Annotated in this window: 22 protein-coding genes; 13 read left to right on the forward strand and 9 right to left on the reverse strand. The window is 70.5% G+C overall.

From position 1 onward, the window contains the following. Window positions 1–15 precede the first annotated feature (15 nt). The 5 genes from ACX114_RS26200 to holB form a co-directional block, all read right to left on the reverse strand. Window positions 16–903, reverse strand: a complete 888-nt coding sequence (locus ACX114_RS26200) for a patatin-like phospholipase family protein (protein WP_459288880.1) — start codon at window positions 901–903, stop codon at window positions 16–18. A gap of 129 nt (window positions 904–1,032) precedes the next feature. Then, a complete protein-coding gene (locus ACX114_RS26205; protein ID WP_459288882.1) occupies window positions 1,033–2,931 on the reverse strand; it encodes a M4 family metallopeptidase in 1,899 nt (632 codons plus the stop codon). A 337-nt stretch (window positions 2,932–3,268) separates the two neighbouring features. Further along, window positions 3,269–3,718 carry a hypothetical protein gene (locus ACX114_RS26210; RefSeq protein WP_014398053.1) on the reverse strand — a complete coding sequence of 150 codons (450 nt, stop codon included), beginning with the start codon at window positions 3,716–3,718 and terminating at the stop codon, window positions 3,269–3,271. Between the two features lie 25 nt (window positions 3,719–3,743). Continuing rightward, a complete protein-coding gene (gene holA, locus ACX114_RS26215; RefSeq protein WP_459300286.1) occupies window positions 3,744–5,048 on the reverse strand; it encodes a DNA polymerase III subunit delta in 1,305 nt (434 codons plus the stop codon). Between the two features lie 8 nt (window positions 5,049–5,056). After that, window positions 5,057–6,091, reverse strand: a complete 1,035-nt coding sequence (gene holB / locus ACX114_RS26220; protein ID WP_459288884.1) for a DNA polymerase III subunit delta' — start codon at window positions 6,089–6,091, stop codon at window positions 5,057–5,059. Window positions 6,092–6,175: 84 nt separating this feature from the next. Between holB and ACX114_RS26225 the strand changes: the two genes are divergently transcribed. The 8 genes from ACX114_RS26225 to nadE all read left to right on the forward strand — a co-directional run bounded on the left by ACX114_RS26225 (window position 6,176) and on the right by nadE (window position 14,893). Continuing rightward, window positions 6,176–7,666 (forward strand): cyclic nucleotide-binding domain-containing protein, encoded by a 1,491-nt coding sequence (locus ACX114_RS26225; RefSeq protein ID WP_459288886.1) that lies wholly within the window; start codon window positions 6,176–6,178, stop codon window positions 7,664–7,666. A gap of 134 nt (window positions 7,667–7,800) precedes the next feature. After that, window positions 7,801–8,664: a hypothetical protein gene (locus ACX114_RS26230; RefSeq protein ID WP_459288888.1), complete on the forward strand. Its 864-nt coding sequence runs from the start codon at window positions 7,801–7,803 to the stop codon at window positions 8,662–8,664. Window positions 8,665–8,667: 3 nt separating this feature from the next. Beyond that, the gene (locus ACX114_RS26235) at window positions 8,668–9,210 is read left to right on the forward strand and encodes an acyltransferase (protein ID WP_459288890.1); all 543 of its coding nucleotides are present in this window, start codon (window positions 8,668–8,670) and stop codon (window positions 9,208–9,210) included. After that, on the forward strand, window positions 9,207–9,803 hold the full coding sequence (locus ACX114_RS26240) for an acyltransferase (protein ID WP_459288892.1): 597 nt from the start codon (window positions 9,207–9,209) through the stop codon (window positions 9,801–9,803). Before ACX114_RS26235 ends, ACX114_RS26240 begins: the two co-directional genes overlap by 4 nt. A 106-nt stretch (window positions 9,804–9,909) precedes the next feature. Continuing rightward, the gene (locus ACX114_RS26245; RefSeq protein ID WP_014398060.1) at window positions 9,910–10,158 is read left to right on the forward strand and encodes an acyl carrier protein; all 249 of its coding nucleotides are present in this window, start codon (window positions 9,910–9,912) and stop codon (window positions 10,156–10,158) included. Window positions 10,159–10,165: 7 nt separating this feature from the next. After that, a complete protein-coding gene (gene asnB, locus ACX114_RS26250) occupies window positions 10,166–12,136 on the forward strand; it encodes an asparagine synthase (glutamine-hydrolyzing) (RefSeq protein WP_459288895.1) in 1,971 nt (656 codons plus the stop codon). Window positions 12,137–12,296: 160 nt separating this feature from the next. Next, window positions 12,297–13,895, forward strand: coding sequence for a class I adenylate-forming enzyme family protein (locus ACX114_RS26255; RefSeq protein WP_459288897.1), 1,599 nt, complete (start codon window positions 12,297–12,299; stop codon window positions 13,893–13,895). A gap of 2 nt (window positions 13,896–13,897) precedes the next feature. Beyond that, window positions 13,898–14,893 carry an NAD(+) synthase gene (gene nadE / locus ACX114_RS26260; protein ID WP_459300288.1) on the forward strand — a complete coding sequence of 332 codons (996 nt, stop codon included), beginning with the start codon at window positions 13,898–13,900 and terminating at the stop codon, window positions 14,891–14,893. Window positions 14,894–14,900: 7 nt separating this feature from the next. Here nadE and ACX114_RS26265 read toward each other — a convergent pair whose 3' ends face one another. Together ACX114_RS26265 and ACX114_RS26270 are read right to left on the reverse strand one after the other, a co-directional pair. Beyond that, entirely contained in the window at window positions 14,901–15,953 is a 1,053-nt protein-coding gene (locus tag ACX114_RS26265; protein ID WP_459288898.1) for a lipase secretion chaperone, read from the reverse strand. A gap of 23 nt (window positions 15,954–15,976) precedes the next feature. Then, window positions 15,977–16,903: a lipase family alpha/beta hydrolase gene (locus tag ACX114_RS26270; protein ID WP_459288900.1), complete on the reverse strand. Its 927-nt coding sequence runs from the start codon at window positions 16,901–16,903 to the stop codon at window positions 15,977–15,979. Window positions 16,904–17,093: 190 nt separating this feature from the next. Here ACX114_RS26270 and ACX114_RS26275 point away from each other — a divergent pair, with 190 nt between their 5' ends. After that, window positions 17,094–17,879 carry a hypothetical protein gene (locus tag ACX114_RS26275; protein ID WP_459288902.1) on the forward strand — a complete coding sequence of 262 codons (786 nt, stop codon included), beginning with the start codon at window positions 17,094–17,096 and terminating at the stop codon, window positions 17,877–17,879. Between the two features lie 12 nt (window positions 17,880–17,891). Here the strand turns inward: ACX114_RS26275 and ACX114_RS26280 are convergent, their stop codons facing one another. After that, complete coding sequence (locus ACX114_RS26280; protein ID WP_459288904.1) at window positions 17,892–18,644, reverse strand: pyridoxal-phosphate dependent enzyme; 753 nt, start codon at window positions 18,642–18,644, stop codon at window positions 17,892–17,894. A gap of 159 nt (window positions 18,645–18,803) precedes the next feature. Here ACX114_RS26280 and ACX114_RS26285 point away from each other — a divergent pair, with 159 nt between their 5' ends. Beyond that, on the forward strand, window positions 18,804–19,832 hold the full coding sequence (locus ACX114_RS26285; protein WP_459288906.1) for a lipoate--protein ligase: 1,029 nt from the start codon (window positions 18,804–18,806) through the stop codon (window positions 19,830–19,832). 25 nt (window positions 19,833–19,857) lie between these two features. Here ACX114_RS26285 and ACX114_RS26290 read toward each other — a convergent pair whose 3' ends face one another. Then, window positions 19,858–21,237, reverse strand: a complete 1,380-nt coding sequence (locus ACX114_RS26290) for a YXWGXW repeat-containing protein (protein ID WP_459288908.1) — start codon at window positions 21,235–21,237, stop codon at window positions 19,858–19,860. A 116-nt stretch (window positions 21,238–21,353) separates the two neighbouring features. Between ACX114_RS26290 and ACX114_RS26295 the strand changes: the two genes are divergently transcribed. The 3 genes from ACX114_RS26295 to ACX114_RS26305 all read left to right on the forward strand — a co-directional run bounded on the left by ACX114_RS26295 (window position 21,354) and on the right by ACX114_RS26305 (window position 24,784). Next, window positions 21,354–23,183 carry a sensor histidine kinase gene (locus ACX114_RS26295; RefSeq protein ID WP_459288910.1) on the forward strand — a complete coding sequence of 610 codons (1,830 nt, stop codon included), beginning with the start codon at window positions 21,354–21,356 and terminating at the stop codon, window positions 23,181–23,183. Further along, the gene (locus ACX114_RS26300) at window positions 23,180–23,905 is read left to right on the forward strand and encodes a response regulator transcription factor (protein ID WP_139919581.1); all 726 of its coding nucleotides are present in this window, start codon (window positions 23,180–23,182) and stop codon (window positions 23,903–23,905) included. The genes ACX114_RS26295 and ACX114_RS26300 overlap by 4 nt, the downstream gene beginning before the upstream one ends. 117 nt (window positions 23,906–24,022) lie before the next feature. Next, on the forward strand, window positions 24,023–24,784 hold the full coding sequence (locus ACX114_RS26305) for an energy transducer TonB (RefSeq protein ID WP_459288912.1): 762 nt from the start codon (window positions 24,023–24,025) through the stop codon (window positions 24,782–24,784). The last annotated feature ends 24 nt before the right edge of the window (window positions 24,785–24,808 follow it).

Genomic DNA, 24,808 nt, shown 5'->3' on the forward strand with positions numbered 1-24,808 from the left:
GCTGCCTGTCGTTTTTCAGTCCAGCCGCGCCCGCATCACCGCGTCGCGGCCCGCGTCGTAGGTGGCCTCGAAGGCCGGCCCCCGGCCGGTGAAGCGCTCCACCGGGGGCATGGCCACGTCCACGCGCACCTCCCGCACGTCGCAGCCCAGGTCGGAGCGGTAGAACGCCGGCTCACCGGTGACGTTGATGGCGATGAGCCGCGCGCCCGGGAACAACTGACACGCGTCATGGACGGGCGTCGCGGCGACGCGGTCCGCGCCCGGGTCGATGCGCTCCAGCGTCGCGTCCTTGAACAGGAGCGGGTTGGAGGCGCTCGCGGAGACGGCCTCCGACAGCGGGCCGCGCGTGACCGTCACCAGCCGGATGCCGCCCGCGAAGGGCTCCTGGTGGAAGGTGGCGAAGGGCACGGGGAGCTGCTCCACGCGCGCGCCCGCGTAGAAGCGATCCAGCACCTGGGTGAAGCGCTCATGGCTCAACGGAGGCACGGTCGCCGCGCCACCCGCCGCGCCCAGCGCGCCCGCCGCCACGGCCGGCCCCAGCGCGCCGCCCGACACCAGCACCGCGAGCAGGCCCACCGCGGCGCCCACCGCACCGCGTGTCGCGGCGATCTTCCGCGTCTCTTCTTCGTAGGCGGTGAAGAAGGAATGGTAGCGCTGGCGCAGGTTGGCGCCGGGATTGGACGCGTAGAGGCCGCCCACCACCGCGCCCATGCTGTTGCCCACCACGCAGTCGATGGGCACGCCCCGGGCCACCAGCGCATCCAGCGCGCCCACGTGCGCGAGCCCCTTGGTGCCTCCCACCGACAGCACCACGCAGGTGCGCGAAGCGCGCGTGTCCCGGTGGCACGACAGGGCCCCGGAAGCCACCACCACCGTCAGCAACACCAGCCCCAACCGCCGCATGCATCCTCCCGCGCGCGAAGCCGGGCCACCCTACCCCAAAACACGACCGCCCCCGGGACAGGAGCCCCGGAGGCGGAAGGTGACCTTCACGAGGCCCGGCGTGGACTCACGCCGGACCCGCGTTGGGGACTAGTACGTGCCCTTGAGGGACGTGCCGCTGTACGACGAGTAGCCGCGCAGCATGATGTACATCTTGCCCGACGCGGTCTTCGCCGCCGCGCTGCACGTCTCGTTGTTGCCCGACAGGTACGGACGGCAGTCGTAGGACGACGTCGTCGGCGCGGAGCCGAACTTGATGTACATGTCCGCGTCACCCGTGCCGCCGCTCAGGACGTAGCTGGACGACTTCCCGGCCGGCAGGTCGAGGCAGTACAGGGTCTCCGAGCCGGACGCGCCGGACAGGCCCGTCTTCGCCACACCGTTGGTCAGCGCGGTGCAGGTCGGGGGCGTGACCGTGCCACCCACGCCCACCGCTTCCCAGGCGGCCGTCACGGCAGCCTGCGTGGCGGCGTCATAGCCCAGGGCCACGGCGGCCTGGACGGTCCACGTCTTGGCCTGCGCGAACGTGGTGCTCGCCGTGAAGAGGTTGGTGTTGGCGTAGTACCAGATGCGAGCGGCCTTCTCGACGCCGATGCCCGGCACCGTGGGACCACCCGTGCGGCGCGGGTGCGTGCCACCCTTGGAGAGCAGCGCGAACGCCAGGTTCGGCACGCCGGAGCTGTAGTGCACGTCCGTGCTGGACGTCACGTTGGCCGCCCAGTCCTTGGACACGCCGTCCTTCGCCGGGTCGTCCATGTAGCGCAAGGCGTCGTTCGCCGTGCCCGGCGTCCACACGTCCTCGCCCACCATCCAGATGGCCGCGGCCGTGCTCCAGCCGTTCACGCGGCTCTCGCAGACGGCGCCGAACGTGTCGGACATCGCCTCGTTGAGGCCGCCGGACTGGCCGGAGTACGTGAGGTTGGACTCGTACTCCGTCACCGCGTGGGTCAGCTCGTGGACGGTGACGTCCGCGTCCTTGCCCAGCTCGATGGAGTTCACGCCGTCGCCGTCGCCGTACACCATCTGGGTGCCGTCCCAGTAGGCGTTCACGTAGTTGCGGCTGTAGTGCACCGTGCTGATGAGCGCCGTGCCCGCGTTGTTCAGCGAGTCGCGGTTGAACAGCACCTTGTAGCAGTCGTAGGTGTAGCCCAGCATGTCGTAGTTGGTGTCGACGTGCGAGTCACCGATGGCCGCCTGGCCCTCGCTGCGCTTGAGCGTGCCCGGGGTGCTGGTGCCGTTGTTCGCGCTGTACACCTTGCGGTTGAGCGCGGTGTGGATCTCCGGAACGCGCAGCAGCGTGGAGCCGTTGATGGCGTCCACATAGACGCGGTCGCGCAGCGGCATCAGGTTGCTGTCGCCCGTGACCTTCACCTCATAGGCGAGGTGCAGACGGCCGTCCTGCTCGGACTTCACGTACACCAGGCGCGCGCCCTCCGCGGCCAGGCCCGTGCCCTGCGTGTCGCGCAGCGCCGCCGTCTGGGCCGCCTCCGCGGCGACCAGCGGACGCGCGGACACCGCGCCGCCGGAGCGAGCGGAGCCGTTCGCGCCGAAGATGGCGCCCGAGCTGTCCACGTGAACAATCAGCTCCTCGCCCACCACCGGCAGACCGTTCAGCGTCTGCGCGTAGCGGATGTGCGAAACGCCCTGCTCGTCCACGTTGATGCGGCGGACCTGCAGGTCGTTCGCGTTCAGGCGGAACAGCGAGGCGATGGAGGGCAGCGACCCGGCGATGGCCGTGTGCACGTCCGCGGCGGCGAAGCCCGTCAGCGGGCGGTCCGCCTGGCCCAGGCGGCCCTGGATGGTGTGCGGCGTCCCATCCGCGTTGGTGCCGACAATCTGCGCGCCCGGAATCACGCTCAGCGCGTTCTGGACCTCGGCGACTTCATCCGGCTTCTGCTGATCCTTCTGCGTGTTGGAGTCCGTCTCACCGACGCCGCAAGCGACGAGGGGGAAGGCCAGCAGGGCTGAAACGAAACGGGTGCGAACCAAGGTACTGCCTCCTGCCCGGCGCAAAGGGGGTGGTCGCCGGGACAGCGCTCCTTTCAGCATTCTTCAGGCCAACTCATTAAGTCCGCGAAATGCCTCGCAGGACGGGAAGGCCTTGAAAGATGGCTGGCACATCAGTGCCCAGTTCATCTTCTGTAATGTGGAAGTATTCGTTACGCCTTTGGCACAAAGGCCCATTCTTGCTGGGCTTTTCGCCACTCCGGGGCCCCTGTCCTGAACCATGACAGTGCACACGGGGTGTGTCCTCTATTCAGACAATCCAAGTTTGACGGCTTTTTCTTGGTGCGCAAAGCATGGCCACGAATTCGCGCGGCGTGCGTCAGCGCCACACGCCGAGCAGCACCCGCGCGCGTCCGTCCATGGGGAGCGCGGCCTCTTCCACCGTGGTGAAGCCGGCGTCGCGGGCCACGTCGGCCAGGTGCCGCATCCACGGTTTGTAGGGCATCCCATTGTCGGAGCAGCAAGGGACGACGGCGAAGCCCAGCCCGTGGCGCGCGGCGTACTCGATGATGATCCGCGTGGCGCCGTCCGGGTGCATGCCCACGACGAGCTCCGCCTCGCAGGGCTCCTCCAATGTGAAGAGCCGCTGCGCGTACTTCACGGGCAGGTGCTTGTGGCGCAGGTCGAACGTGGTGACGGTGCGCCCGCGCTGGGTGAGGGACTCGTTCAGCTTCCCCATGCCTCCGGCGATGTCATAGACGCGCAGGGCCTGGGGAAAGCGCGTGACGAGCAGGTCCGCGAAGAGGTCGAAGCGTCGCTTGTCCGCCATGGCGGCTCCTTCAGCCCGGGCCCCTTCAGGCGCGGGTGCACACCGTCCATAACAACCGCTCGATGACGAGCTTCCCGCTGGCGGAGGACTTCAGGGCCAGGTCCGCGTCCGCGCACGCCACCAGGGCGTTGAGCAGCTCGCGGCGCTCGTAGCGGGCGGCGGCCTGCATGCCGAACGCGAGCGCCCACGCGTTGGGCGTCTTGCGCTTGGTGGCCTTCAGCTCCTGCTCCAGCTTCGGGAGGATTCGCGCCTCCACGTCGCGGCCGGTGCGCGGCGGCTGGCCGCCCGCGTACTTCTCCAGCCAGGCGTGGTTCTCCAGCAGCGAGCGGACGATGGACGCCACCGCGCCCAGCAACTGGAGCGCGTGCGTACCCTGCCCCATCGCGTCCTCGGCGTAGGAGAGCGCGTCGCGCAGCTCGCGCTTCTGGAGCGCCTCCGTCAGCTCGAAGAACTCCTCTTCACGCGCGTGGTGCACCAGCAGCGCCACGTGCTGCGCTTCGATGGTGGGCCCCTCCGCGTAGACGGCCAGCTTCTCCAGCTCCGACTGGAGCAGCCGGATGTTGCCGCCGATGCGCTCCTTCAGTCCCTCCAGCGCGCCCGGCCCCAGCTTCTTCTTGAAGGGGGCGAGGAACTCCTTCGAAATCTCGCTGAGGTCCAGGTCCTTGTGGCGCGCGGCCACCTTGCGCTCGAAGAGGCGGCCCTTGTCCTGCGCGAACTTGAGCAGCGGGCTGCGCGAGTCCACGTCCGTGGCCGCGAGCACCAGCGCATGCCCCGCCGGCACGCCCTTCTGGAGCAGCTCCAGCAGCGCGGACGCGTCCCCTTCGGGAGCGCTGATGCGCTCGTCACGGCAGAAGGCCGCGGCCTCCTGGAGGAAGGCGAGGTCCGCTTCCGCCAGGTCCACGTTGAGCTCTTCCTTCCACTGCTCCACCGAGGGCGCGCCGGGCACGCGCGGATCCAACTGGTCCACGCCCCAGCCCGCGCGGCCCGCGAGCGCCAGCAGCCGCCGCGCGCCCTCCTTGCGCTTGCCCGCCTTCCACGCGTCGCGCGCCTTGGCCAGCGCGTCGCCCTTGCCCTTCTTGGGCGCGAGGAACTCCGGGTCGCGCACCAGCACCACCTTGCGCCCGGGGAACAGCGGCAGCGTGGCCAGCTCCTGCGCCACCTCGCGCGGGGAGGCCGCGTCCAGCACCGCGAGGTTCAGCCCCATGGCGGCGTCCGGAACCAGCGTCTTCACCAGCTCGTCGGCGCCCTTCCTGACCAGGAACTCCTCGCCCCACAGGAGGTACAGCGGCCACACCTTGCCGCCCTTCACCTCCGCCAGCACCTCGTCCATGTCCGCGCTCACCGGCCCTCCACGCACAGTTCGATGAGCAGCCGCTCCAGCTGCAACCGGGGCGCGCCGTTGCGCGAACCGATGGCCGTGCGCGCTGACTCCAGCAGTGAATGCCGCCGGTGCAGCGCGGCCTCCGACGTGCGCTTCGCCGCGTCCTCCGCGAGCGCCGTCAGGTCGCGGTTCGCCAGCGCCTCCAGCGCCCCGGCCTTCGCGAGCGACACGTCCCGCGTCCACAGGATGAGCAGCTCCAGCGCGGTGTCCGCGTCCTCGCGCGAGCCGCCGTGCGCCTCCGCGAAGCGCAGGAGCGCCGGGATGTCATCGCCGCTCAGGGCCTCAAAGGCGGTGAGGACGTCCTTGCGCTCCTTCAGCGCCTTCACGTCCAGCGCGAGCGCGCGGCCCAGGCTGCCCGCGGACATCACCGCGGCCAGGGCGGCGGTGTCCGCGTCCAGCTTGCGCTCCTGCTGCACGTGCCGTGCGACCAGGTCCACCGGCAGCGGACCGAAGTACACCTTGCTGCACCGGCTGCGGATGGTGGGCAAGAGCCGGTCCATGGCGCTCGCCACCAGGATGAGGGTGGTCTCCGCGGGCGGCTCCTCCAGCGTCTTGAGGAACGCGTTCTGCGCCTGGACGTTCATCTGCTCCGCGCTGACCAGGATGGCCACCTTGCGCTTGGACTCCAGGCCGCGCAGCGCCAGGCGCTCCTGGAGCTGGCGGATCTGCTCCACGCGCAGCTCGCGGCTGGGCGTGCCGGTGAAGTCGGAGCGGCCCGCGAGTCCTCGCGACACGCGCTCGTCATCCGGCATCACCCAGGTGACGTCCGGGTGCAGCCCCTTGGCGATGCGCACGCAGCTGGCGCACTTGCCGCAGCCCACCTCCGGGGCCTCCGGGCACGTGAGGGCCTGGGCCAGCCCCACCGCGGCCAGCTCCTTGCCCACGCCTTCGGGCCCGGCGAACAGGTAGGCGTGATGCACCGAGCCAGACCGCAGGGCGGATTGGAGCGCGTCCATCGCGCGGGGCTGTCCCTGCACCGAGGCAAGCGTCATGGGGGGCGTGTATCCCCGCTCGGGGCCCACCCGTCAACCGCCACCTTGACCCGTGCGCGCGCCACCGGTCTGATTCGCCTTAGCGTGTTGAACTTCCTCGAAGGCTACCTTCCCCTGCTGGCGGGCTCCATCCTGACGGTCCTCCTGCTGGGCATCCAGCGGACCACCCAGGACCCGGACCTGCGCGACGACCTGCGCGGCGCGGTGCGGATGCTGGTCGCCTTCCTGGTGCTGCGGCTGGTGGCGCGCTTCCTGCCGGAGGCCTCCACGCCGGAGGGCCTGCGCAAGTTCGTGAACGTGGCCTGGATGCTCACGTTCGCCTACGGCGTCATCCGCGCCGGCGTGGCGTTCGCGCTGAAGCTGGTGCGGATGCGCTCGCCGGTGACGACGCCCAAGATCCTCCGCGACGTCATCGACTTCACGCTGTACGCGCTCGCCACCGTCCCCATCCTCCAGAGCCAGCTCAACCTGGACCTGGCGGGCCTGGTCGCGTCCACCGCGGTGCTGACGGTGGTCATCGGTCTGGCGCTCCAGGAGACGCTGGGCAACCTCTTCGCGGGCCTGTCATTGCAGCTGGACCGGCCCTTCGAGGTGGGCGACTTCATCCGCATTGGCGAGCACACCGGGCGGGTGGTGCACATCGGGTGGCGCTCCATCCGCATCGCCAACTTCCGGCGCGAGGTCATCACCCTGCCCAACAGCATGGTGGGCAAGGAGCACGTGAAGAACTTCACCCAGCACCGCGAGCCCGTGGGCATCGAGATGCAGGTGGGCGTGTCGCTGGACGCGCCGCCCAACCAGGTGAAGCAGGCGCTTTTGGACGTGGTCCGGGAGATTCCCCAGGTCCTGGTGCAGCCGCCGCCCATCGCGCGCACGGTGGCCTTCACCGACTCCAACGCGCAGTACATGGTGCGCGTGTTCCTCAATGACTTCGCGCTGTCGGACAGCGTGAAGGAGGAGCTGCACACGCGGCTGTGGTACCGGCTGCGCCGCGAGGGCCTGGAGTTGCCCCACGCCCAGCGCACGGTGACCCTGCGCCGCGAGACGAAGCACCGCCGCGGCGAGCTGGCGGACGACACCGTGCGCGACCTCTTGCGCCAGGTGGACCTCTTCGCGCCGCTGGGCCCGGAGGAGCTGGAGCAGTTGCGGTGCGAGGTGGTGGTGCGCCGCTTCGGCCGCAACGAGCGCATCATCCAGGAGGGCGACGAGGGCGGGACCTTCTACGTCGTGGCCTCCGGCGAGGTCAGCGTGCGCGCCGGCACACTCCAGTCCGAAATCACGCGGCTGGGGCCGGGCCAGTACATCGGGGAGATGTCCCTGCTCACCGGCGAGCCTCGCGCCGCCACGGTGGTGGCGCTCCAGGACTCCGTGCTGCTGGAGCTGGACCGGCCCACCTTCGCGCGCCTGTTCTCCGACTATCCCGGCCTCGCACGGCAGCTCTCCGCGCTCCTCGCCCAGCGCCGCACCCAGTTGCGCGCCGTGGCCCAGGCCTCCGGTGGAGGTCCGGACCACTCACCCGAGGCGGGCCGCATTCTTGGAAGGCTTCGCTCACTCTTCGGCCTCAAGCACGAATAGCGGCTTTCCCCCGGCTGAATCCGGGGCAAACACGACCCTGTGACACACGCTGCGTGGCGGCCTGGAAGGCATGCATCCAGGCGCGCCGCCATGGACTTTGACGCTCGGAGCCTGAAAGGTCTAAAGGTTCACACATGCAAGACATTCGTGGCTTCCCCGCGCGATTGGGCGCGCTGCTGCTTCCCGGCGCGCTGCTGATGGCCCTGCCCCAGAGCGCGGCGGCCACGGCCCAGGTAAAGCCAGACGCGACGGTCGCGAGCCTGGAGCGGCTGACGCACCGCCGCGTCTTCTTTGGCCACCAGTCGGTGGGCGGCAACATCCTGGACGGCGTGCGGGCCCTGCCGAACGCGCCGGGCTCCAAGACGCCCGCCATCGTGGAGGTGAAGGACGCGAACGCCACGATCGCGCCGGGCACGCTGGCGCACGCGCTCGTGGGCCAGAACGAGCAGCCGGAGACGAAGCTCGCGCACTTCGAGCAGCTGCTGGATGGCGGCGTCGCGAAGCAGGTGGACGTGGCGCTGGTGAAGTTCTGCTACATCGACTTCACCTCCAGCACGGACGCGAAGGCACTCTTCGAGAAGTACCGCGCCACGCTCGCGGGGCTGAAGTCGCGCCACCCGGGCGTCACCTTCGTGCACGTCACCGCGCCGCTGACGACGGTGCAGCGCGGGGCGAAGGCGTGGTTCAACGAGCTGCGCGGACGCGCGGTGTACGGCGTGGGGGAGAACGTGTCGCGCGAGGCGTTCAACGCGCTGATGCGACAGACCTACGGCGGCAAGGAGCCGCTGTTCGACCTGGCGGCGCTGGAGTCGACGCAGGCGGATGGCAGCCGTGAGACCTACGAGGTCAACGGCCGCGCGTATCCGGCGATGGTGCCGGCGTATTCGGATGACGGGGGGCACCTCAACGCGCAGGGACAGGCGCGCGTGGCCTCCGCGCTCGTCACGTTCCTGGCGGCCCTGCCGGAAGCCCCGGCCTCCGCGAAGGCCGGGCCCTGAGCCATGCGCGTTCCGTTGATGATGATGCTCGGCCTGGGGCCGACCGTCGCGCGTTTGAAGCTGCGCCGCTGTGAGGCGGTGGGCGCCACCCCGACCGTCTGGGGGCGCGTCTGGATTCACGGCGAGGGCGAAGTCCAGGTGGGGGACCGCGTGGTGTTCGACGCGCGGATGGCGCCCATCGAGCTGCACGCTCAGCGAGGGGGACGCATCGTGATTGAGGACGACGTGACCATCGAGGGAGGCAGCTCCATCGAAGCGCAGTCCTGCGTGACGGTGGGCGCGCGCAGCCGCTTGGGCATGTGGTGCAAGCTGATGGACAACATGTACCACCCGGTCCGGGGCAACCGGCACGAGCGGCCGCAGTCGGTGCCGCTGGTGGTGGAGGAAGGCGTCACGGTGGGCAGCCGCTCCATCCTGTTGCCGGGCGCGCACCTCCAGAAGGGCGCGAGCGTGGCCTCCGGCACGGTCATCTCCCGCCGCATCCCGCCGGGCGTGACGGTGGGTGGCTCTCCGGCCCGCGTGCTGCGGCGCGAGGTGGCGCGATGAAGCCTCCCCTCCCCTCCCGAACCCAGGCGCTCGAACTGGCGCGCGCGGGCCTCCAGATGGTGCGCACGGAGGTGTTTCCGCGCGCCGAGCGCATGGTGGCCGTGGCGCGGGCGCGCTGGCTGTTCCGCGACTTCCGCATGGGCCGCGACGTGGCGGCGTATGGCCCGGTGAGCGCACGCAACGACGGCCACGCGGAGCTGGGCGACAAGCTGACGTTCCTGGGCGGCATGTTGCCCACGTCGGTGGTCTGCTACGAGCACGCGCGGCTCTTGGTGGGCAACGAGACCCAGTTCAACTACGGCGCGTCGGTGGAGGCCTGGGAGTCGGTGCAGATTGGCGACCGGTGCATGTTCGCGTCGTTCGTGCGCGTGAGCGACCGGGACGGCCAGCGCATCGCTCCCATCATCATCGAGGACGACGTCTGGGTGGCCCACGGCGCCATCCTGCTACCGGGCGTGCGCATCGGAGCACGGTCGGTGGTGTCCGCCGGCAGCATCGTCTCCCAGGACGTGCCCCCGGATTCGCTCGCCATGGGCAACCCGGCGCGCAGCATGAGCCTGGACCTGGTGGCCCGCGACGCCACGGGCACCTGACAGCCCATTCACCTGCTCCGCCCGGCGCTCAGCAAAACGCGCCGGGCGCGTTCTTTTCCGCATCCCCTTCCACACCCCATTTTCGCTTCAACGACAGGACCCACTCATGAGCACGCGTGACACGCTTCGCACCTTCATCGTCGACACCTTCTTCGTGGATGACTTCGCGGACGACGACTCGTTCCTGCGCAAGGGCCTCATCGACTCCACGGGGATGATGGAGCTGGTGGCCTTCATCGAGACGGAGTTCCACATCAAGCTCGACGACAAGGAGCTGGTGCCGGAGAACCTGGACTCGCTGTCTCGCGTGGTGGCCTTCGTGGACCGCAAGCAGTCGCTGGCGAAGGCGAGCTGAGACGCCCATGTGCGGCATCGCGGGGTTCACCTTCCCGGCGGGTGACGCAACGCGCACGGCGCAGCACGCCGACCGCCTGCGCCGTATGACCGCCAGCATCAAGCACCGGGGGCCGGACGCGCAGCGGGCCCTGCTCCTGGACGGCGCCGCGCTGGGGCACGCGCGGCTGTCCATCGTCGACCTGGCCTCCGGTCACCAGCCGATGCGCGACGAGGCCACCGGCCTCACGGTCGTCTTCAACGGCGAAATCTTCAACCACGTGGAGCTGCGCGAGCAGTTGTCGGGGGCGTATGCCTTCCGCACGCGCTCGGACACGGAGGTCATCCTCGCGGCGTTCCTCACGTGGGGCATCGACTGCGTGCGCCGCTTCGAGGGCCAGTGGGCCTTCGCGCTGTGGGATCCGCGCGACCGCACGCTGTGGATGTCGCGCGACCGCGTGGGCATCTGCCCACTGTTCTACGCGCAGCTGCCGCAAGGGCACCTGGCGTTCGCGTCGGAGGCGAAGGCGCTCTTCGCTGGCGGCCTGGTGACGCCGGCGCTGGACGCGCGGGGACTCAAGCAGACGTTCCAGCTCTGGGCGCCGGTGGCGCCGCGCACGTCCTTCGAGGGCGTGTCGCTGCTGCCGCCCGCGCACGTGGCGAAGTGGCGTGATGGGACGCTGACGCTCCAGCGCTACTGGGACCTGGACTTCGGCGTGACGCCGGACGCGGCGGATGCGCCCCGGCTGCTGGAGGAGCTGGGCGCGGTGCTGGACCGGGCGGTGCGCCTGCGGCTGCGCGCGGACGTGCCGGTGGCGGCGTATCTGTCGGGTGGGTTGGACTCCAGCCTGCTGTGCGCGCTGGCGCAGGAGCAGTTGGGCGGGACGCTGCGGACCTTCTCCGTGGGCTTCGCGCACGCGCGGTTCGACGAGCGCACGCATCAGGCGACGGTGGCGGAGCAACTGCATACCGAGCACCGCGTGGTGGAGATGCGCGACGGGGACATTGGCGCGCTGGTGCCGGGCGTCATCTTCCACGCGGAGCAGGCGATGATGCGCTCCGCGCCCGCGCCGTTCCTGCGGCTGTCCGGGTGGGTGCGCGACCAGGGCATCAAGGTGGTGCTGACGGGTGAAGGGTCGGACGAGATGTTCCTCGGCTACGACCTCTTCAAGGAGACGCAGGTCCGTCAGTTCTGGGCGCGCCAGCCGGGATCGAAGTACAGGCCGCTGCTCCTGCGCCGGCTGTATCCGACGCTGTCGGTGAGCCAGCAGAACGTGGAGCTGCTGCGCGAGTTCTTCGGCACGGGGCTGGAGACGCCGGACGCGCTCGGATTCTCGCACCTGGTGCGGTGGGGCAACAGCGGCCGCATCCTGCGCTTCCTCGCGCCGGAGTTCGCCGCGAAGGTGGCGGACGAGGACCCGGTGGCGTCGGTGCTCGCGACGGTGCCGGACGCGGTGGCGAAGTGGCGGCCGTTGGCCAGGGCGCAGTACCTGGAGGCGCGGACGTTGCTGTCGGGCTACCTCCTGTCCGCGCAGGGCGACCGCATGCTGCTGGGCAATGCTGTCGAGGGGCGCTTCCCGTTCCTGGACACGGGCGTGATGGAATTCGCCGCGCGGGTGCCGGAGCGGCTGCGGCTGCGGGGGCTCGACGAAAAGCACCTGCTCAAGCGCTTCTCCAAGGGCCGGGTGCCGGCGTCCATCCTGGAGCGCAGCAAGTTCCCGTACCGCGCTCCCATCGCGGGAGCACTGGTGGGCCCGGATGCACCCGCCTGGGCGCGCGAACTGCTGGCCCCGGAGGCCGTGTCAGCGACGGGCGTCTTCGACGCGCGCAAGGTGGAGCGGCTGGTCGCGAAGCTGCGGGCGCCGAACTCGGCGGAGAGTGAAGCGGACACCATGGCCCTGTTCGCCGTGGCGTCCACGCAGTTGCTGGCGCACCACTTCCTGAAGCCGAAGCCCGTGCCCCAGGCGGATGTGGATGCCGTGCAGTTGGAGGCGGCGTGAGCGCGCCTTCAGGCACCGTGTCGGCTAACGCGCTCGCGCCATGCTCCGCGCCGCGCTTGGAGCTGCACGACGAGGCAGGACTCAGGAGCCTCGAAGACAGCGTAAACGCCGTGGCCTCATGGGCGTATGGGCGGCATTCGCCTGCGCAGTGGGAGGCCGCGTGAGCGCTCATGCGGACACCGCGCCGTCATGGGTTCGTGGCCATGCGGCCTCGACGCCGGAGGCTCCGGCGGTGGACTCGCCGTGGGCTCGGCTCAGCTATTCCCAGCTCGAAGCACGGATGCTCGCACTCGCGGGTCAGCTGCGGGCCTCCGGTGTTGAGTCTGGGGAGCGGGTCCTCATCGCCCTGCCCTTGGGCTGCGCTTCCGCCGTCGCGAGTCTCGCGGTGCAGGCCCTGGGTGCCTGTGTCGTGGAGCTGGACCGTGAGACGGGCGCGGACTCCCTGGCCAGCATCCTCACCCAGACGGGTGCCCGCCACGCGGTCATCTTCGGTCAGGACGCGCGGCGCTGGACGGGACTCTCCCAGCTCACCCACTTCTTCGTCGTGCATGGCTCCCGTCCTCCGGAGCGCATGCTCGGGTTGCTGAAGCCCGCTTCGTGCACGTGGTTGCAGGAGGACGGCGCGGTGGATCCGGACGTGCGCTCGGAGCCGCTGACCGCCCTGCCCTCGCTGCCTCCGGATGCCCCCGCGTCCATCGTCTACACGTCTGGCAGCACGGGCACGCCCCGTGGCGTCGTGCAGACGTTCGCCAACATCGCGGCGAACACGCGCTCCATCGTGGAGTACCTGGGCCTCACGCCGCGCGACCGCGCCATGCTCATCCTTCCCCTGCACTACTGCTACGGGAAGAGCGTGCTCCAAACGCACCTGCTCGCGGGCGGCTCCGTGTTCCTGGATCCGCGCTTCATGTACCCGCAGGTGGTGCTGGAGGCCATGGCCACCGAGTCCTGCACCGGCTTCGCGGGCGTGCCCCTCACCTTCGAGCTGCTGCGCCGTCAGGCCTCGCCGGACTCGCTCGCGAACCTCAAGCTGCGCTACCTCACCCAGGCCGGCGGCGGCATGTCCCCGGACACCGTGCGCTGGACACGCGAGGCCTTCCACCCGGCCGAGCTGTTCGTCATGTACGGCCAGACGGAGGCCACCGCGCGGCTCTCCTACCTGCCGCCCTCGCGCGCCACCGACAAGGCGGGCTCCATCGGCCAGGGCATCCCCGGCGTCACGCTGGCCGTGGTCGCGGACGACGGCACGCCCCTTCCCGACGGCGAAGTGGGCCAACTGGTTGCGAAGGGCGCCAACGTCACCCCCGGCTATCTCAACGCTCCGGACGACACCGCCGCCATCCTCCATGACGGCTGGCTGTGGACCGGCGACCTCGCGTGGCGCGACGCGGACGGCTTCTTCTTCCTCGTCGGCCGCGCGAAGGAGATCCTCAAGGTCGGCGGCCACCGGGTGAGCCCCGCGGAGATGGAGCACGTCCTCGCGCGCCACCCGGCCGTGCTGGAGGTCGCCGTGGTGGGCGTACCGGACGACCTGGGCGGCGAGGCTGCGTGCGCCGCAGTGGTCCTCCAGCCCGGCGCCAGCGCCCAGGAGGACGACCTCCGCCGCTTCTGCCGCGAGTCGCTCCCGGCCCACAAGGTGCCACGCCACGTGCTGTTCATTGACGCGCTCCCTCGCGGGCCCACCGGCAAGGTGCTCAAGGCCGACCTGCGCACGCGCGTGCTGTCTTCACTCTCTTCTCCTGAATCGAGGTCGCCGTGACGATGAAGTTCTCCAAGCAGGTGCTGGAACTGGACTGGGAGGCCAAGGCCGCGTCGCTGTCCGACGGGCTCAAGGAGGCCGTCCTCAAGAAGCTGCGCAAGCGCGGCCTGGTGGTCGCCGTCTCCGGCGGCATCGACTCCGCGTGCGTCGCCGCGCTGGCCGTGCGCGCGCTGGGGCCGGACCGCGTCTTCGGCCTGCTGCTGCCGGAGCGCGACTCCAGCGGCCTGTCCTCCAAGCTGGGCCGCGAGCTCTGCGAGAAGCTGGGCATCCAGTACACGCTGCACGACATCGCGCCCGTGCTGGAGGCCGCCGGGTGCTATTCGCAGCGCGACGCGGCGGTGCGCTCCGTGTTCCCCGCGTTCCAGCCGGACATGAAGTGGAAGATCGTCATGCACGGCGACCGGCTCAACACGGACGCCCTCAACGTCTTCTACGTGGTGGTGCAGGTGGACGGGCAGGAGCAGCGCTTCCGCCTCACGCCCCAGGCCTACGTCCAGATTGTCGCCGCCACCAACTTCAAGCAGCGCGTGCGCAAGATGATGGAGTACTTCCACGCGGACCGGCTCAACTTCGCCGCGTCCGGCACGCCCAACCGGCTGGAGTATGACCAGGGCTTCTTCGTGAAGCTGGGCGACGGCTCCGCGGACGTGAAGCCCATCGCCAGTCTCTATAAGACGCAGACGTACAAGCTCGCGCGGCACCTGGGCGTCATCGACGGCATCCTCAACCGCGAGCCCACCACGGACACGTTCAGCCTGGAGCAGTCGCAGGAGGACTTCTACTTCTCCGTGCACTACTCGCAGCTGGACCTCATCCTCTGGGCGAAGAACCACGGCATCACGCCCGAGGAGGTCTCCCCGGAGATGGGCCTCACTCCGCAGCAGATCCAGCGCGTCTACGACGACATCGACCAGAAGCGCCGCACCACCGCGTACCTCCACGCGCAGCCGCTGCTGCTCGAAGAGGTCAGCGAGCTGAAGCCCTTCAAGATCTCCTGAAGCCGCCTCACCCGCCTCCGGAACCGGAGGCCGCTTCGATGGTGTCCGCGGCCTCCACCCGGAGGCGCTCCTCCGGGGTGAACGAGTCGAACAAGAGCCGCTGCACCGCGGCCTGACGCCGGGCGGGGTCGGGCTCGCTCTGGCCCAGCGCCGCACGCTTCGCGCGGAAGTCCGCCAGCCGCTGCTTCCACTGCGCGCGCTCCGCGTCCAGCGCCTCCAACCGCTCGGTGGCCTCCGGCCCCACGGTGGACAGCCGGTGCTGATGCAGGTCCTCCGCCGTCGCTCCCGCCGCCAGCAGCTCCTGCTCCACGGCCTGCTGCCGCAACGGGCGCACGGCCTCCTCACGGCTGGCGCGCACGTCCGGAGGCAGCCGCTCCTCCAGGGCCGCCATGCGCTGCTCGCGCTCCTCCTTCGTGAGGGACGCGTCCTTCATCAGCTTGAGCCGCTCTACCGCGACGGCATCCACCGCCTCCTCCTGCCCGAAGAGGCCGTCCGCCACGCCCGGGCCCAGGTGCTCGCGGCGCAGCTTGCGCAGGGCCTCCAGGCGATCCGCCGTGTCGGGCATGGCCGCGGCGCCCTTCGACGCCAGCCCCCGGGCCGCGTCCAGATAGGCCAGGTAGTCGTCCAGCACCTGCACCGCTTCGTCCATCGCGGCGGCGGGCAGCTTCTTCGCGCGCAGGGCCGTGAGGATGCGCTCGCGGATGAGCGACGCGGGCTCCTCGCCCGTGGCGGACAGGTAGTAGTTGAAGAACCGGCGCAGGTCCGCGTTCGGCACCAGGTGCCCGGACGCGTCCACCAGCACCGCGCCATCCTCCTCCGTGTCCTGGAGCGAACCGGGCAGCGGCGGCAGCGGTGCGTTGGGGGCAGGGCTCGCCGCCACGGCGGCACCGGGCACTCCGGGAGACGTCACGCGTGACGGCACCCCCTGCGCGACGGGAACGGCGGACGGCGGTACAGCGGGTCCGGGCGCGTCCTCCGCCCGGACCTTCCACCACGAGAAGACGCCGGCACCCAGGAGGGCGCACAGCGCGACCACGAGAATGACGGCGCGGCTCTTCATGGCGGAGCGCTCCTTCAACGGGCTTACAGGCCCGCGGTCTTCAGGCGGTTCGCCTGGGTGCGGAACACGGACTTCGGGTCGGTGAAGAACGCGGTGAGGCCCAGCACCTGGTTCACCTCGTCCAGGTGGTTCATGTCGTAGTTGTCGCGGATGACCGTGCCGAAGTGCGAGCTGCAGCGGCCCACGAGGCCGTCGTTGGACTCGCTGTAGAAGAAGGAGGACAGCTTCAGGGCGTAGTCAGACGCGTCCAGGATGTTGGTGAAGGGGTCCGTGCCGGACCAGGAGTAGTAACGCTGGCCCTGGGCCCCCGTCGCCGCGCCGCTGCCGCAGGACGTGGTGGGGATGCCCGCGGGGAACTTCGCGGTGAACGCCGCGCCGCCCGACTTGCTCAGCGCCGCCAGCGCGCCAATCGCGTCCTGCGGCTGCGTGTGGCCGGACAGCAGGCCCAGCACCGTGCCCAGGCTGTTGGCGAAGTACGCCAGGACGCCCTCCGTGAACGAACCGTTCTTGAGGTTGTTGCGCAGGTAGTCCGCCAGGTCCGCGCCCTTGTGCGGCGAGCCCACCGTCGTCACGGACGCCACCAGGTCCGGCCGCACCGCCGCCACGTAGCGCACGTCCAGGCCGCCGTGGCTGTGGCCAATCAGGTTCACCTTCTTCGCGCCCGAACGCGCGAGCACGTCCTGCACCTGCGCCAGCAGCGCCTCGCCGCGCGCCTCGCTCGTGTTGAACTGCGGAACGTGCGTGATGTAGACCTTCGCGCCGCCCGACTTCAGCGTCGACTCGATGCCGTAGAAGTAGTCGAGCACCCCGAACAGCGAATCAAAACCCGCCATGCCGTGCGCCAGCACGATGGGGTACTTCGTCTGCGTGTACGTATCCGCGCGGGCAGGCTGCGCCCAGAAGGCAAGAACCGCGACAGTCAGAACGAGGGTCCGGACGGCGTTTCGCATACAGGCTCCTGATTGGGGAGGGCGGATCATCGAAGGGATTGACCCGCGAATCAGCCCATAGAGCGAGCCACTGATAAAAATCAAGCCAACCTCAGAATTAACCGAAAAGCATGTCAGCTCCGGGTCAAGCCAGACTTTAACGCCCCGCGTTGAACTGGCAGCATGCGGGCCCTTCCCGAGGAGCACGCGCTTGGACTCCGCCGCCTACCACGCCTTCACCACGGAACTGACGCGCAGGGCTGACGCGGACGGCCGCTTCCGGGGGCTCGTGGCGCTGGGCTCGATGGCGGCGCGCGACTACGCGCCGGATGACTTCAGCGACCATGACTTCTTCGTCGTCGCCTGGCCCGGACACGCTGAAACATTGAGACAGGAGCGCGGCTGGCTGCCCCGCGCGGAGGACGTGGCGCTGACGTTCCGTGAGACGGCGCACGGCCTCAAGGTCGTGTACCGCGACGGGCACCTGCTGGAGTTCGCGGTGTTCGACCTGGAGGAGCTGTCATTCGCGCGCGTCAACCGCTACCGCGTGCTGCTGGACAAGGGCGGCGTGACGGAGCGCATGGACGAGCGCGCGAGGGACACGACGGAGGAGCTCCAGCGCACGGCCCCGGACGACGCGTGGCTGTTCGGGCAATGGCTCACGCAGGTGCTGGTGGGCGTGGGACGCCACGCGCGCGGAGAAGGGCTCAGCGGGCGCTCGCGGCTCTACGATGCCGTGCGCCTGTTCTGCATGCTGCTCGCGCGCCACGTCCCCGCCCCTGCCGCTTCGCTGCTGGACGGGTTGGATCCGGTGCGGCGCGTGGAGCGCGTGTATCCGGAGACCGGCGGAGAGCTGGCGCGGGCATTGGAAGGCGATACGCCGGGCCTCGCGCGCATGCTCCTCTTGCTGGCCGAGCGCGAGCTGTCCCACGTGCCCGCGTACCCGCGCGAAGGTGTTGCCGCCGTGCGGGCGCGGCTCGAGGCGGTGCACCGGTAGGGGCGCGGCGGCTCAGGCCCGGGCGGCGTCCTGTTCCCGGGCGTTGTGCGCGATGACGAGCACCCGCTCGGGATTCGGCTGCCGGCGCGCCCAGTCCAGCAGCGCGGTGAAGGCATCCGGCGCGGGGGCGGCCGTGGCCAGGAGCATGCGCGGCTGGTGTTCGAAGAACAGGTCCTCCGCGCCCAGGTTCTGGGCCGCCCACGTGCGCCAGCCGGGCACCGCCTTCCCGGGCGCGGGCTGCAGGCCGGTGACGGTGAAGCCACCGGCCATGAAGATGCGCGTCAGGCCCACCAGCGTCGCGCCCGTGCCGAAGCCACACACCACGTGCCGCACCGAGGGGAAGCGCTCGCGCACCTGCGCGCGCAGGCCCGCCGCCCAGGCCTCCACGCACGCCACCATCGCCCGGTTGGTGAGCTGCCGGGGCCAGCTCCAGCCCTCGCGCTCCAGGGACTGGGCCTGGTGGAACATGTCCGCCATCGAGTCCACCTGGCGCACCTGCCCCTGGAAGCCGTGCGCGCGCAGGTACACCGCCCCCGCCGCGTCCGTCAGGGCCACCGTGGGCAGGCCCCGCTCGCGGCCCAGGACATCCAGCGCCAGCGCGCTCGACGCGCCGGACAGCTCCACCAGCCCTCGCGAGCCCGGCGGCATCGCGGCCAGGTAGCGCGCGAAGGTGAGGTACTTGAGGCTGCCGGACGGCTGCGACCCGCCCCAGAGCACCACCGGCCCGTCCGCCTGCGGACGCGAAAGGGAAAACACTCCACGCATGGCCGCCCCCTGGCGCGCACCCGCATTCGGCGCCCGACACGTGCCGGAGTCTTCCGAAGGGCCCCTCCCTCGGCCATTGCCCCCGGGACGGGGCGGATGTCCACCGGGGGACGGCGCAAGTCCCTGCAACCCCGTGGCGGGCGGTTATGCTCCGCGCCCATGTCTCAAGCCCCGCGCGTCCGCATCCTGCTGTCGGAGACGTACAACCCCTGGTTCAACCTCGCGACCGAGGACTGGATCTTCCGCGAGCTGGATCCGTCCACCCAGACGCTCTTCCTCTGGCGCAACGACAACACGGTCGTCATCGGCCGCAACCAGAACCCGTGGTCCGAGTGCAACCTCACGCGCATGGAGGAGGACAAGGTCTTCCTCGCGCGGCGCACCAGCGGCGGCGGCGCGGTGTTCCACGACCTGGGCAACACCTGCTTCACGTTCCTGTCCGCGAAGGAGGGCTACAACAAGACGGCCAACGTCACCATCCTGCTGGACGCGCTGTCGCGGCTGGGCGTGACGGCGCAGGCGTCCGGGCGCAACGACCTGGTGATTCCGCTGGAGGACGGCCCCCGGAAGATCAGCGGCAGCGCGTACCGCGAGACGAAGGACCGCGCCTTCCACCACGGCACGTTCCTCATCCACGCCAACCTGTCGCGGCTGGCCAACTACCTCACGCCGCACCCGAAGAAGCTGGAGTCCAAGGGCAGCGCGTCGGTGCGCTCGCGCGTGATGAACATCCGCGACCTCCAGCCAGAGGTCTCCCATGAGTCGCTGGCGAAGGCGATGATTGGCGCCTTCTGCGACTTCCACGGCGCCACCGCGGAGCCGGAGCTGCTGGAGCCCTCGTTCCTGGAGAGCCAGCCGTCGCTCAAGCGCACCTTCGAGCACTACGCGTCGTGGGACTGGCGCTTCGGCAACGCGCCCCGCTTCAGCCACCAGATGGTGGAGTACCTGTCGTGGGGCTTCTTCGAGGTCCACGTCGACGCGGAGAACGGACACGTCACCCGCGCGCAGGTCTTCTCGGATGCGCTCTACCCGGACCTCGTGCAGGACCTGCAGACCGCGCTCACCGGCAAGCCGCACAGCCGGGACGGGATGAAGCAGGCCGTCGCCGAGGTCCGCGCCCGTCACCCCTCGCAGGAGCGCGAGCTGACGGAGCTGGAGACGTGGCTGATGGGCCAGGTCGAGGTCTGACCCGGCCCATCCGCCGTCACGTCACTCAGCGATGACCACCGCCCCAGCCGCCATTGCCGCCGCCGTTGCCACCGCCGCGGCTGGAGCCGTGGGACCCACCGCCGCTGGAGCCGTGCGAGGAGGACCCACCGCCGCGGCCGGAGCTGCCGCCACCCCAGCCGCCGCCGTGGCTGCTGGAGGAGGACCCACCGCCGGTCTGCTGGACGCGAACGGAGCCGCCACCCCAACCGCCGCCGTTGCTGGACGAGGAGCGTCCCCCGCCACCCGATGACGGACGCCCGGGGTTGGAGGAGCCGCCACCCCAGCCGCCGGAGCCGCCGCCGCTGGACTGGTGCGCGCCGTTCCCCGACGACGGACGCCCGGGGTTGGAACCGCCACCCCAGCCGCCGCTGGACTGGTGCGAGCCACCGCTCGTGCCGTTCCCACCGGGGGGCGGATTGCGCGTGCCACCCCAGCCACCGCTGTTGCCATTGTTCGACGAGTGGACGCCGCTGCCCTGCGGACGGTAGGGCCCGGGACGGCTGTTGCCCCGGCCGCCGTTGGACGAGTAGCGCCCGGGCGACGCGTCATGCACGCGCGGGCTGTTGTACCGGTACGGCCCCGGGCGCGAGTAGTGGTAGCGACCCGGGCGGTAGCGGTCGTAACCGTAGCCGTAGTAGCGCCACGACACGCCCGGATACCGGTACCACGTGCGCAGGAACGGGTTCGGACGGCCGAAGGAGAACGAGATGTGCGCGTGGCGGTAGACCGGCACGACGACGCGCACCGAGCCGTTCCAGCCCCAGCCGCCACCCACGAACACCCAGGACGGGCCGCGGCGCACCCAGTGCGGCGACACGAACACCAGGCCCGGACGCGGCGGCTCCATCCACGTGCCGGAGACCCACTCGTAGCCGTTGGCGCCCCAGTACCAGTAGCCCGGCGCCCACGTGTAGCCCACGGACGGCGCGGGGGGCGGCGTCTCCACGCGCAGGGCCGGAGGCGCCTGGGTGGCCGTCACGTTCTCGCTGGCGACCTCCACGGGGATCTCCACCTCGGTGGAGCCCTCCTGGGCCCAGCCGCCGGACACCCAGCGCCAGACGTCGCCGTCCTGCGCCCAGTAGCCGTTGACGTACTGGTAGCCGGGCATGCGCTCCACCCAGCCGCCGGACTTGAACTGCCAGTTGTCGCCGTCCCAGTACCAGTGGCCGGACGTCCAGACCGCGCCGGCATAGGGCCGGGGAGTCGGTGACTCGGCGGGCAGGTCGGGGGGCGGAGAGGGCGCGATGGGCCCGGAATCATCCGCGTTGGACTCCTGGGCGTACGCGTCATCGCCCCAGTCATCCGCGGCGACCGGCGAGGTCTGCGCGAACGCTCCCTGGGTCGCCAGGCCGACAATCAAACCCATCCACCATCGAGAACCCATGACTCCGTCTCCGATCTCCAGACACCCCAGGGGACGCGGGCTTCCCCCACTTTATTCACCCTGGAGGCTCCAGGCCCGCAAACCTGTCGACACTGCTACAGTCCCGCGGGACGCGAATGCTGCGCCGACTCCTCCCCACATTGCTCGCCCTGGGTTGCGGACTGCTGGCCCTCGGATGGGGGCTGGTGAGCCTCCAGCGCATCTTCACCCAGGAGCGTGAGGACGCGCGCGCCCAGGTGCGCTCGCGGCGCATCGCCCTGGAGCAACTGGCGGCCGAGTCGCTGCGCACCGCGCTCGCGCAGATGATGAAGACCCACCTGCCGAAGCTCAACTCGGCCGTGGGCGACCCGCTGCTGCCCGCCGAGGGCTACTACCTGCTCTTTCGCGGCCACCAGTTCCTGCCGCGCGTGGACTGGCCCCGGGAGGGCGCGGACGTCCCGGCCCAGGCCAACTACACGATGCTGGCGCACGCGCTGGACGACGGTCAGGCCCCCTCGCCCTACCAAGAGCGGCTGTCCCGGCTGCGCGCGACGCAGGCCGCCCTGGCCTCCGGCAGCGAGGCGCGCAAGGACGCCGCGGTGGAGGCCCTGCTGCGCTACCACGCGGCGCACCCGCTGCCGCCGGATCAGGAGCTGCCCTTCACCCTCTTGATGGTGGAGTACCTGCAACGCGGCGAGGACACGCAGCCCCTCATCCGGGCGCTGGTGCGCGAAGGCCTTCCGGAGGAGCTGGGCGGCATGGCGCGGGACGCGGGCCTGCAACGCAACCTGCTGCGCGCCCGCTCCCAGCTCACGCAGCCGGACTTCAACTTCCTCCAGGCGCGCATCGTGGCGCTGAGCAGCGCCCTGTCGGAGCCGTCTGACGCCTTCGTGGCCCGCGTGCAGGAGGCCGGAGCGGGCGCGCTGGTGCTGCCGGAGCCGCTGGACGGCCCCACCCTGCTCGCCGAGCAGTGGTACGTGGAGCCCGCGGCCGAGCAGGTGCACGGGCTGGCCGTGGACATGGGCGCGCTCCTGTCGGAGCTGACGCAGGAGCTGCGCGGGCGCAACCTCATCCCCAAGGATGGCCAGGTGCGGCTGGGGCCCGGCGGCGTGGCGCGCCCCCTGAAGCACCCGGGGCTGGAGGTGGCGACTCCGGGCTGGGCCGCGGCGGAGGCGGACATCGAGGCGCGGTACGGCCTGAAGACGCTGCTCGTCGCGGCGTGCGGTGCGCTCGCGTCGGCCATCGCGGCGCTGGCGGTGGTGGCCCAGCAGCGCAAGTACCGCTTCGTGGAGCTCAAGAGCGACTTCGTCTCCACCGTGTCCCATGAGCTGCGCACGCCGCTCGCGTCCATCCGCCTGTTGGGAGAGACGCTGGAGCGCCGGCTGGGCAAGAGCCCGGAGGCCGGGGACTACCCCACCCGCATCGTGCGCGCGGCGGAGGGCCTGCACTTCCTGGTGGAGAACATCCTGTCCTTCAACCGCATCGACAAGGGGCGATGGGCGCTCAAGCCCGCGCGCGTGCGGTTGGAGGAGGCCGTGGGCAACCTGCGTGACGACCTGATGGACGCCGTCACCGTGCCGGTGGAGCTGAGCTCGGACGTGGGGGACGTGGAGCTGGACGCGGACGCGTCGCTCGTGCGGATGCTCTTCGCCAACCTGGGCCGCAACGCCTGCCTCTACAACCAACGAAGTCCGGTGGTCCTCACGGTGCGCGCCTATCCGCAGCCGGGCTTCGGGGCCACGGTGCTCTTCAGCGACAACGGGGTGGGCATTCCCCCGGAGGAATGGGAGCGCGTGTTCCAGGACTTCTACCGTCTGACAACGCCCGGGCCGGAGGTGCATGGAAGTGGCCTGGGGCTGGCGCTGTGCCGCAGAATCATGGGCCTGCACCAGGGCAGCATCCAGGTGGCCTCCTCCGGCCCCGAAGGCACGACCTTCGCCCTGACCTTTCCCGAGACGCGCCGATGACGACGCAGACGCCAACCCCCACCACCCGCCCGACCATCCTCATCGTCGAGGACGACGCCAACCTGCGCATGGGCCTGCGCGACAACCTGCGCGACGAGGGCTACGACGTGACGGACGCCCCGTCCGCGAAGGACGCGGCGCCGCACCTGGCGTCGCGCGCGTTCGACCTGCTCATCCTGGACGTGATGCTGCCGGGCGAGGACGGCTACAGCTTCTGCCGCCGCCTGCGCGCGGAGGGCGTGAAGAGCATGGTGCTGATGCTCACCGCGCGCTCGCTGGAGGACGACCTGGTGCGCGGCTTCGAGGCCGGCGCGCAGGACTACCTCACCAAGCCCTACCGGCTGCGCGAGCTGCTCGCGCGCGTGCAGGCGCTGGTGCGCCGGGCGGGCACGGCGCCGCCGCAGGTGGTGACCTTTGGCGCCTTCACGTTGGACCTGGGCCGCCGCGCGGTGCTGCGCGCGGACGGCAGTGAGGTGGACCTGACGCGCACGGAGTTCGACCTGCTGGCGTTTCTCCTGCGCCACCGCGACCGCGCCCTGCCCCGCGGCGAAATCCTGGACGCGGTGTGGGGCCGCGACGTGGTGGTGGATCCGCGCACGGTGGACAACTTCGTGTCGAACCTGAAGAAGAAGCTCGGGTGGACGAGCACGTCCGGCTTCACCATCCACACGCTGCGCGGCGTGGGCTACCGCATGGAGGTCCTGAGCGGCGGCCCGTCATGACGCAATCATGACCGACACATGGAGCCCCGTCGGCCTTTCTCCTGGCGGGACTTCGTACCTTGCATCTTGTGGGGACGGGACGCCTGGAGCGTCCGCCCCGAACAGGAGGCGGGTCAGATGTTTGAGTCGGTCATCGAACGGCGGGGAGTGCGCTCGGGACGGTTCGGCACGGGCGCGTGGGTGTCCATCGGCGTGCACGCGGGGCTCCTGGGTCTGGTGTTCTTCATCTCCGGCCGCGCGCCCGAGCTCGTCGAGAAGCCGCTGGGGGACCTCGTCTTCCGTCCGCCCACCATCCAGCTCGGCGTGAAGCAGGCCGCGCAGCCGGCACCGGCCACCACCGCACCGGCCCCGAAGCCGAAGCCCAAGCCGCGCACGGACCGCATCCCGCTGAATCCGAAGCCGCTGCCCGCGGATCCGCCGGCGGTGACGCCGGAGCCGACGACGATCGCGGACGCGGCGGCCACCACCGACGCGACGGGCACGGGCGAGACCGGCCCGGTGGGGGATCCGAACGGAGATCCGAACAGCACCAGCCCCATCGGCCTCCTCCCCGTGGCGGACCTCATCCCGACCGCGCCCACGGGCACGGACGTGCTGCCCTTCCAGGGCGGGATGACGCCTCCGAAGATGCTCAGTGGTTCGCAGTTCAGCTACACGGACGAGGCGCGGCGCGCGGGCGTGGAGGGGATGATCATCGCGAAGTGCGTCATCACCACGGAGGGCCGGGTGCGCGACTGCCGCATCATCAAGGGCCTGCCGTTCATGGATGACGCGGTGCTGGACGCGCTCTCCTCGCGTCAGTACCAACCGCTGACGTTCCAGGGCCGTCCGGTGAACGTGTCGTACACGTTCAACATCCGGCTGAAGATGCCCCGGTAGACAGGGGCAGGTGTCCGCCAGTGG

Source organism: Corallococcus sp. M7 (genome assembly GCF_054512695.1).

Excerpts from the sequence above, each read along its gene's own strand:
- holA (WP_459300286.1), bottom strand. The coding sequence starts at position 5,048 with ATGGACGAGGTGCTGGCGGAGGTGAAGGGCGGCAAGGTGTGGCCGCTG.
- ACX114_RS26210 (WP_014398053.1), bottom strand. The coding sequence starts at position 3,718 with ATGGCGGACAAGCGACGCTTCGACCTCTTCGCGGACCTGCTCGTCACG.
- ACX114_RS26295 (WP_459288910.1), top strand. The coding sequence starts at position 21,354 with ATGCTGCGCCGACTCCTCCCCACATTGCTCGCCCTGGGTTGCGGACTG.
- ACX114_RS26290 (WP_459288908.1), bottom strand. The coding sequence starts at position 21,237 with ATGGGTTCTCGATGGTGGATGGGTTTGATTGTCGGCCTGGCGACCCAG.
- asnB (WP_459288895.1), top strand. The coding sequence starts at position 10,166 with ATGTGCGGCATCGCGGGGTTCACCTTCCCGGCGGGTGACGCAACGCGC.
- ACX114_RS26230 (WP_459288888.1), top strand. The coding sequence starts at position 7,801 with ATGCAAGACATTCGTGGCTTCCCCGCGCGATTGGGCGCGCTGCTGCTT.
- ACX114_RS26280 (WP_459288904.1), bottom strand. The coding sequence starts at position 18,644 with ATGCGTGGAGTGTTTTCCCTTTCGCGTCCGCAGGCGGACGGGCCGGTG.
- ACX114_RS26285 (WP_459288906.1), top strand. The coding sequence starts at position 18,804 with ATGTCTCAAGCCCCGCGCGTCCGCATCCTGCTGTCGGAGACGTACAAC.
- ACX114_RS26235 (WP_459288890.1), top strand. The coding sequence starts at position 8,668 with ATGCGCGTTCCGTTGATGATGATGCTCGGCCTGGGGCCGACCGTCGCG.
- ACX114_RS26245 (WP_014398060.1), top strand. The coding sequence starts at position 9,910 with ATGAGCACGCGTGACACGCTTCGCACCTTCATCGTCGACACCTTCTTC.
- ACX114_RS26265 (WP_459288898.1), bottom strand. The coding sequence starts at position 15,953 with ATGAAGAGCCGCGCCGTCATTCTCGTGGTCGCGCTGTGCGCCCTCCTG.
- ACX114_RS26270 (WP_459288900.1), bottom strand. The coding sequence starts at position 16,903 with ATGCGAAACGCCGTCCGGACCCTCGTTCTGACTGTCGCGGTTCTTGCC.
- ACX114_RS26240 (WP_459288892.1), top strand. The coding sequence starts at position 9,207 with ATGAAGCCTCCCCTCCCCTCCCGAACCCAGGCGCTCGAACTGGCGCGC.
- ACX114_RS26300 (WP_139919581.1), top strand. The coding sequence starts at position 23,180 with ATGACGACGCAGACGCCAACCCCCACCACCCGCCCGACCATCCTCATC.
- ACX114_RS26305 (WP_459288912.1), top strand. The coding sequence starts at position 24,023 with ATGTTTGAGTCGGTCATCGAACGGCGGGGAGTGCGCTCGGGACGGTTC.
- ACX114_RS26200 (WP_459288880.1), bottom strand. The coding sequence starts at position 903 with ATGCGGCGGTTGGGGCTGGTGTTGCTGACGGTGGTGGTGGCTTCCGGG.
- nadE (WP_459300288.1), top strand. The coding sequence starts at position 13,898 with ATGAAGTTCTCCAAGCAGGTGCTGGAACTGGACTGGGAGGCCAAGGCC.
- holB (WP_459288884.1), bottom strand. The coding sequence starts at position 6,091 with ATGACGCTTGCCTCGGTGCAGGGACAGCCCCGCGCGATGGACGCGCTC.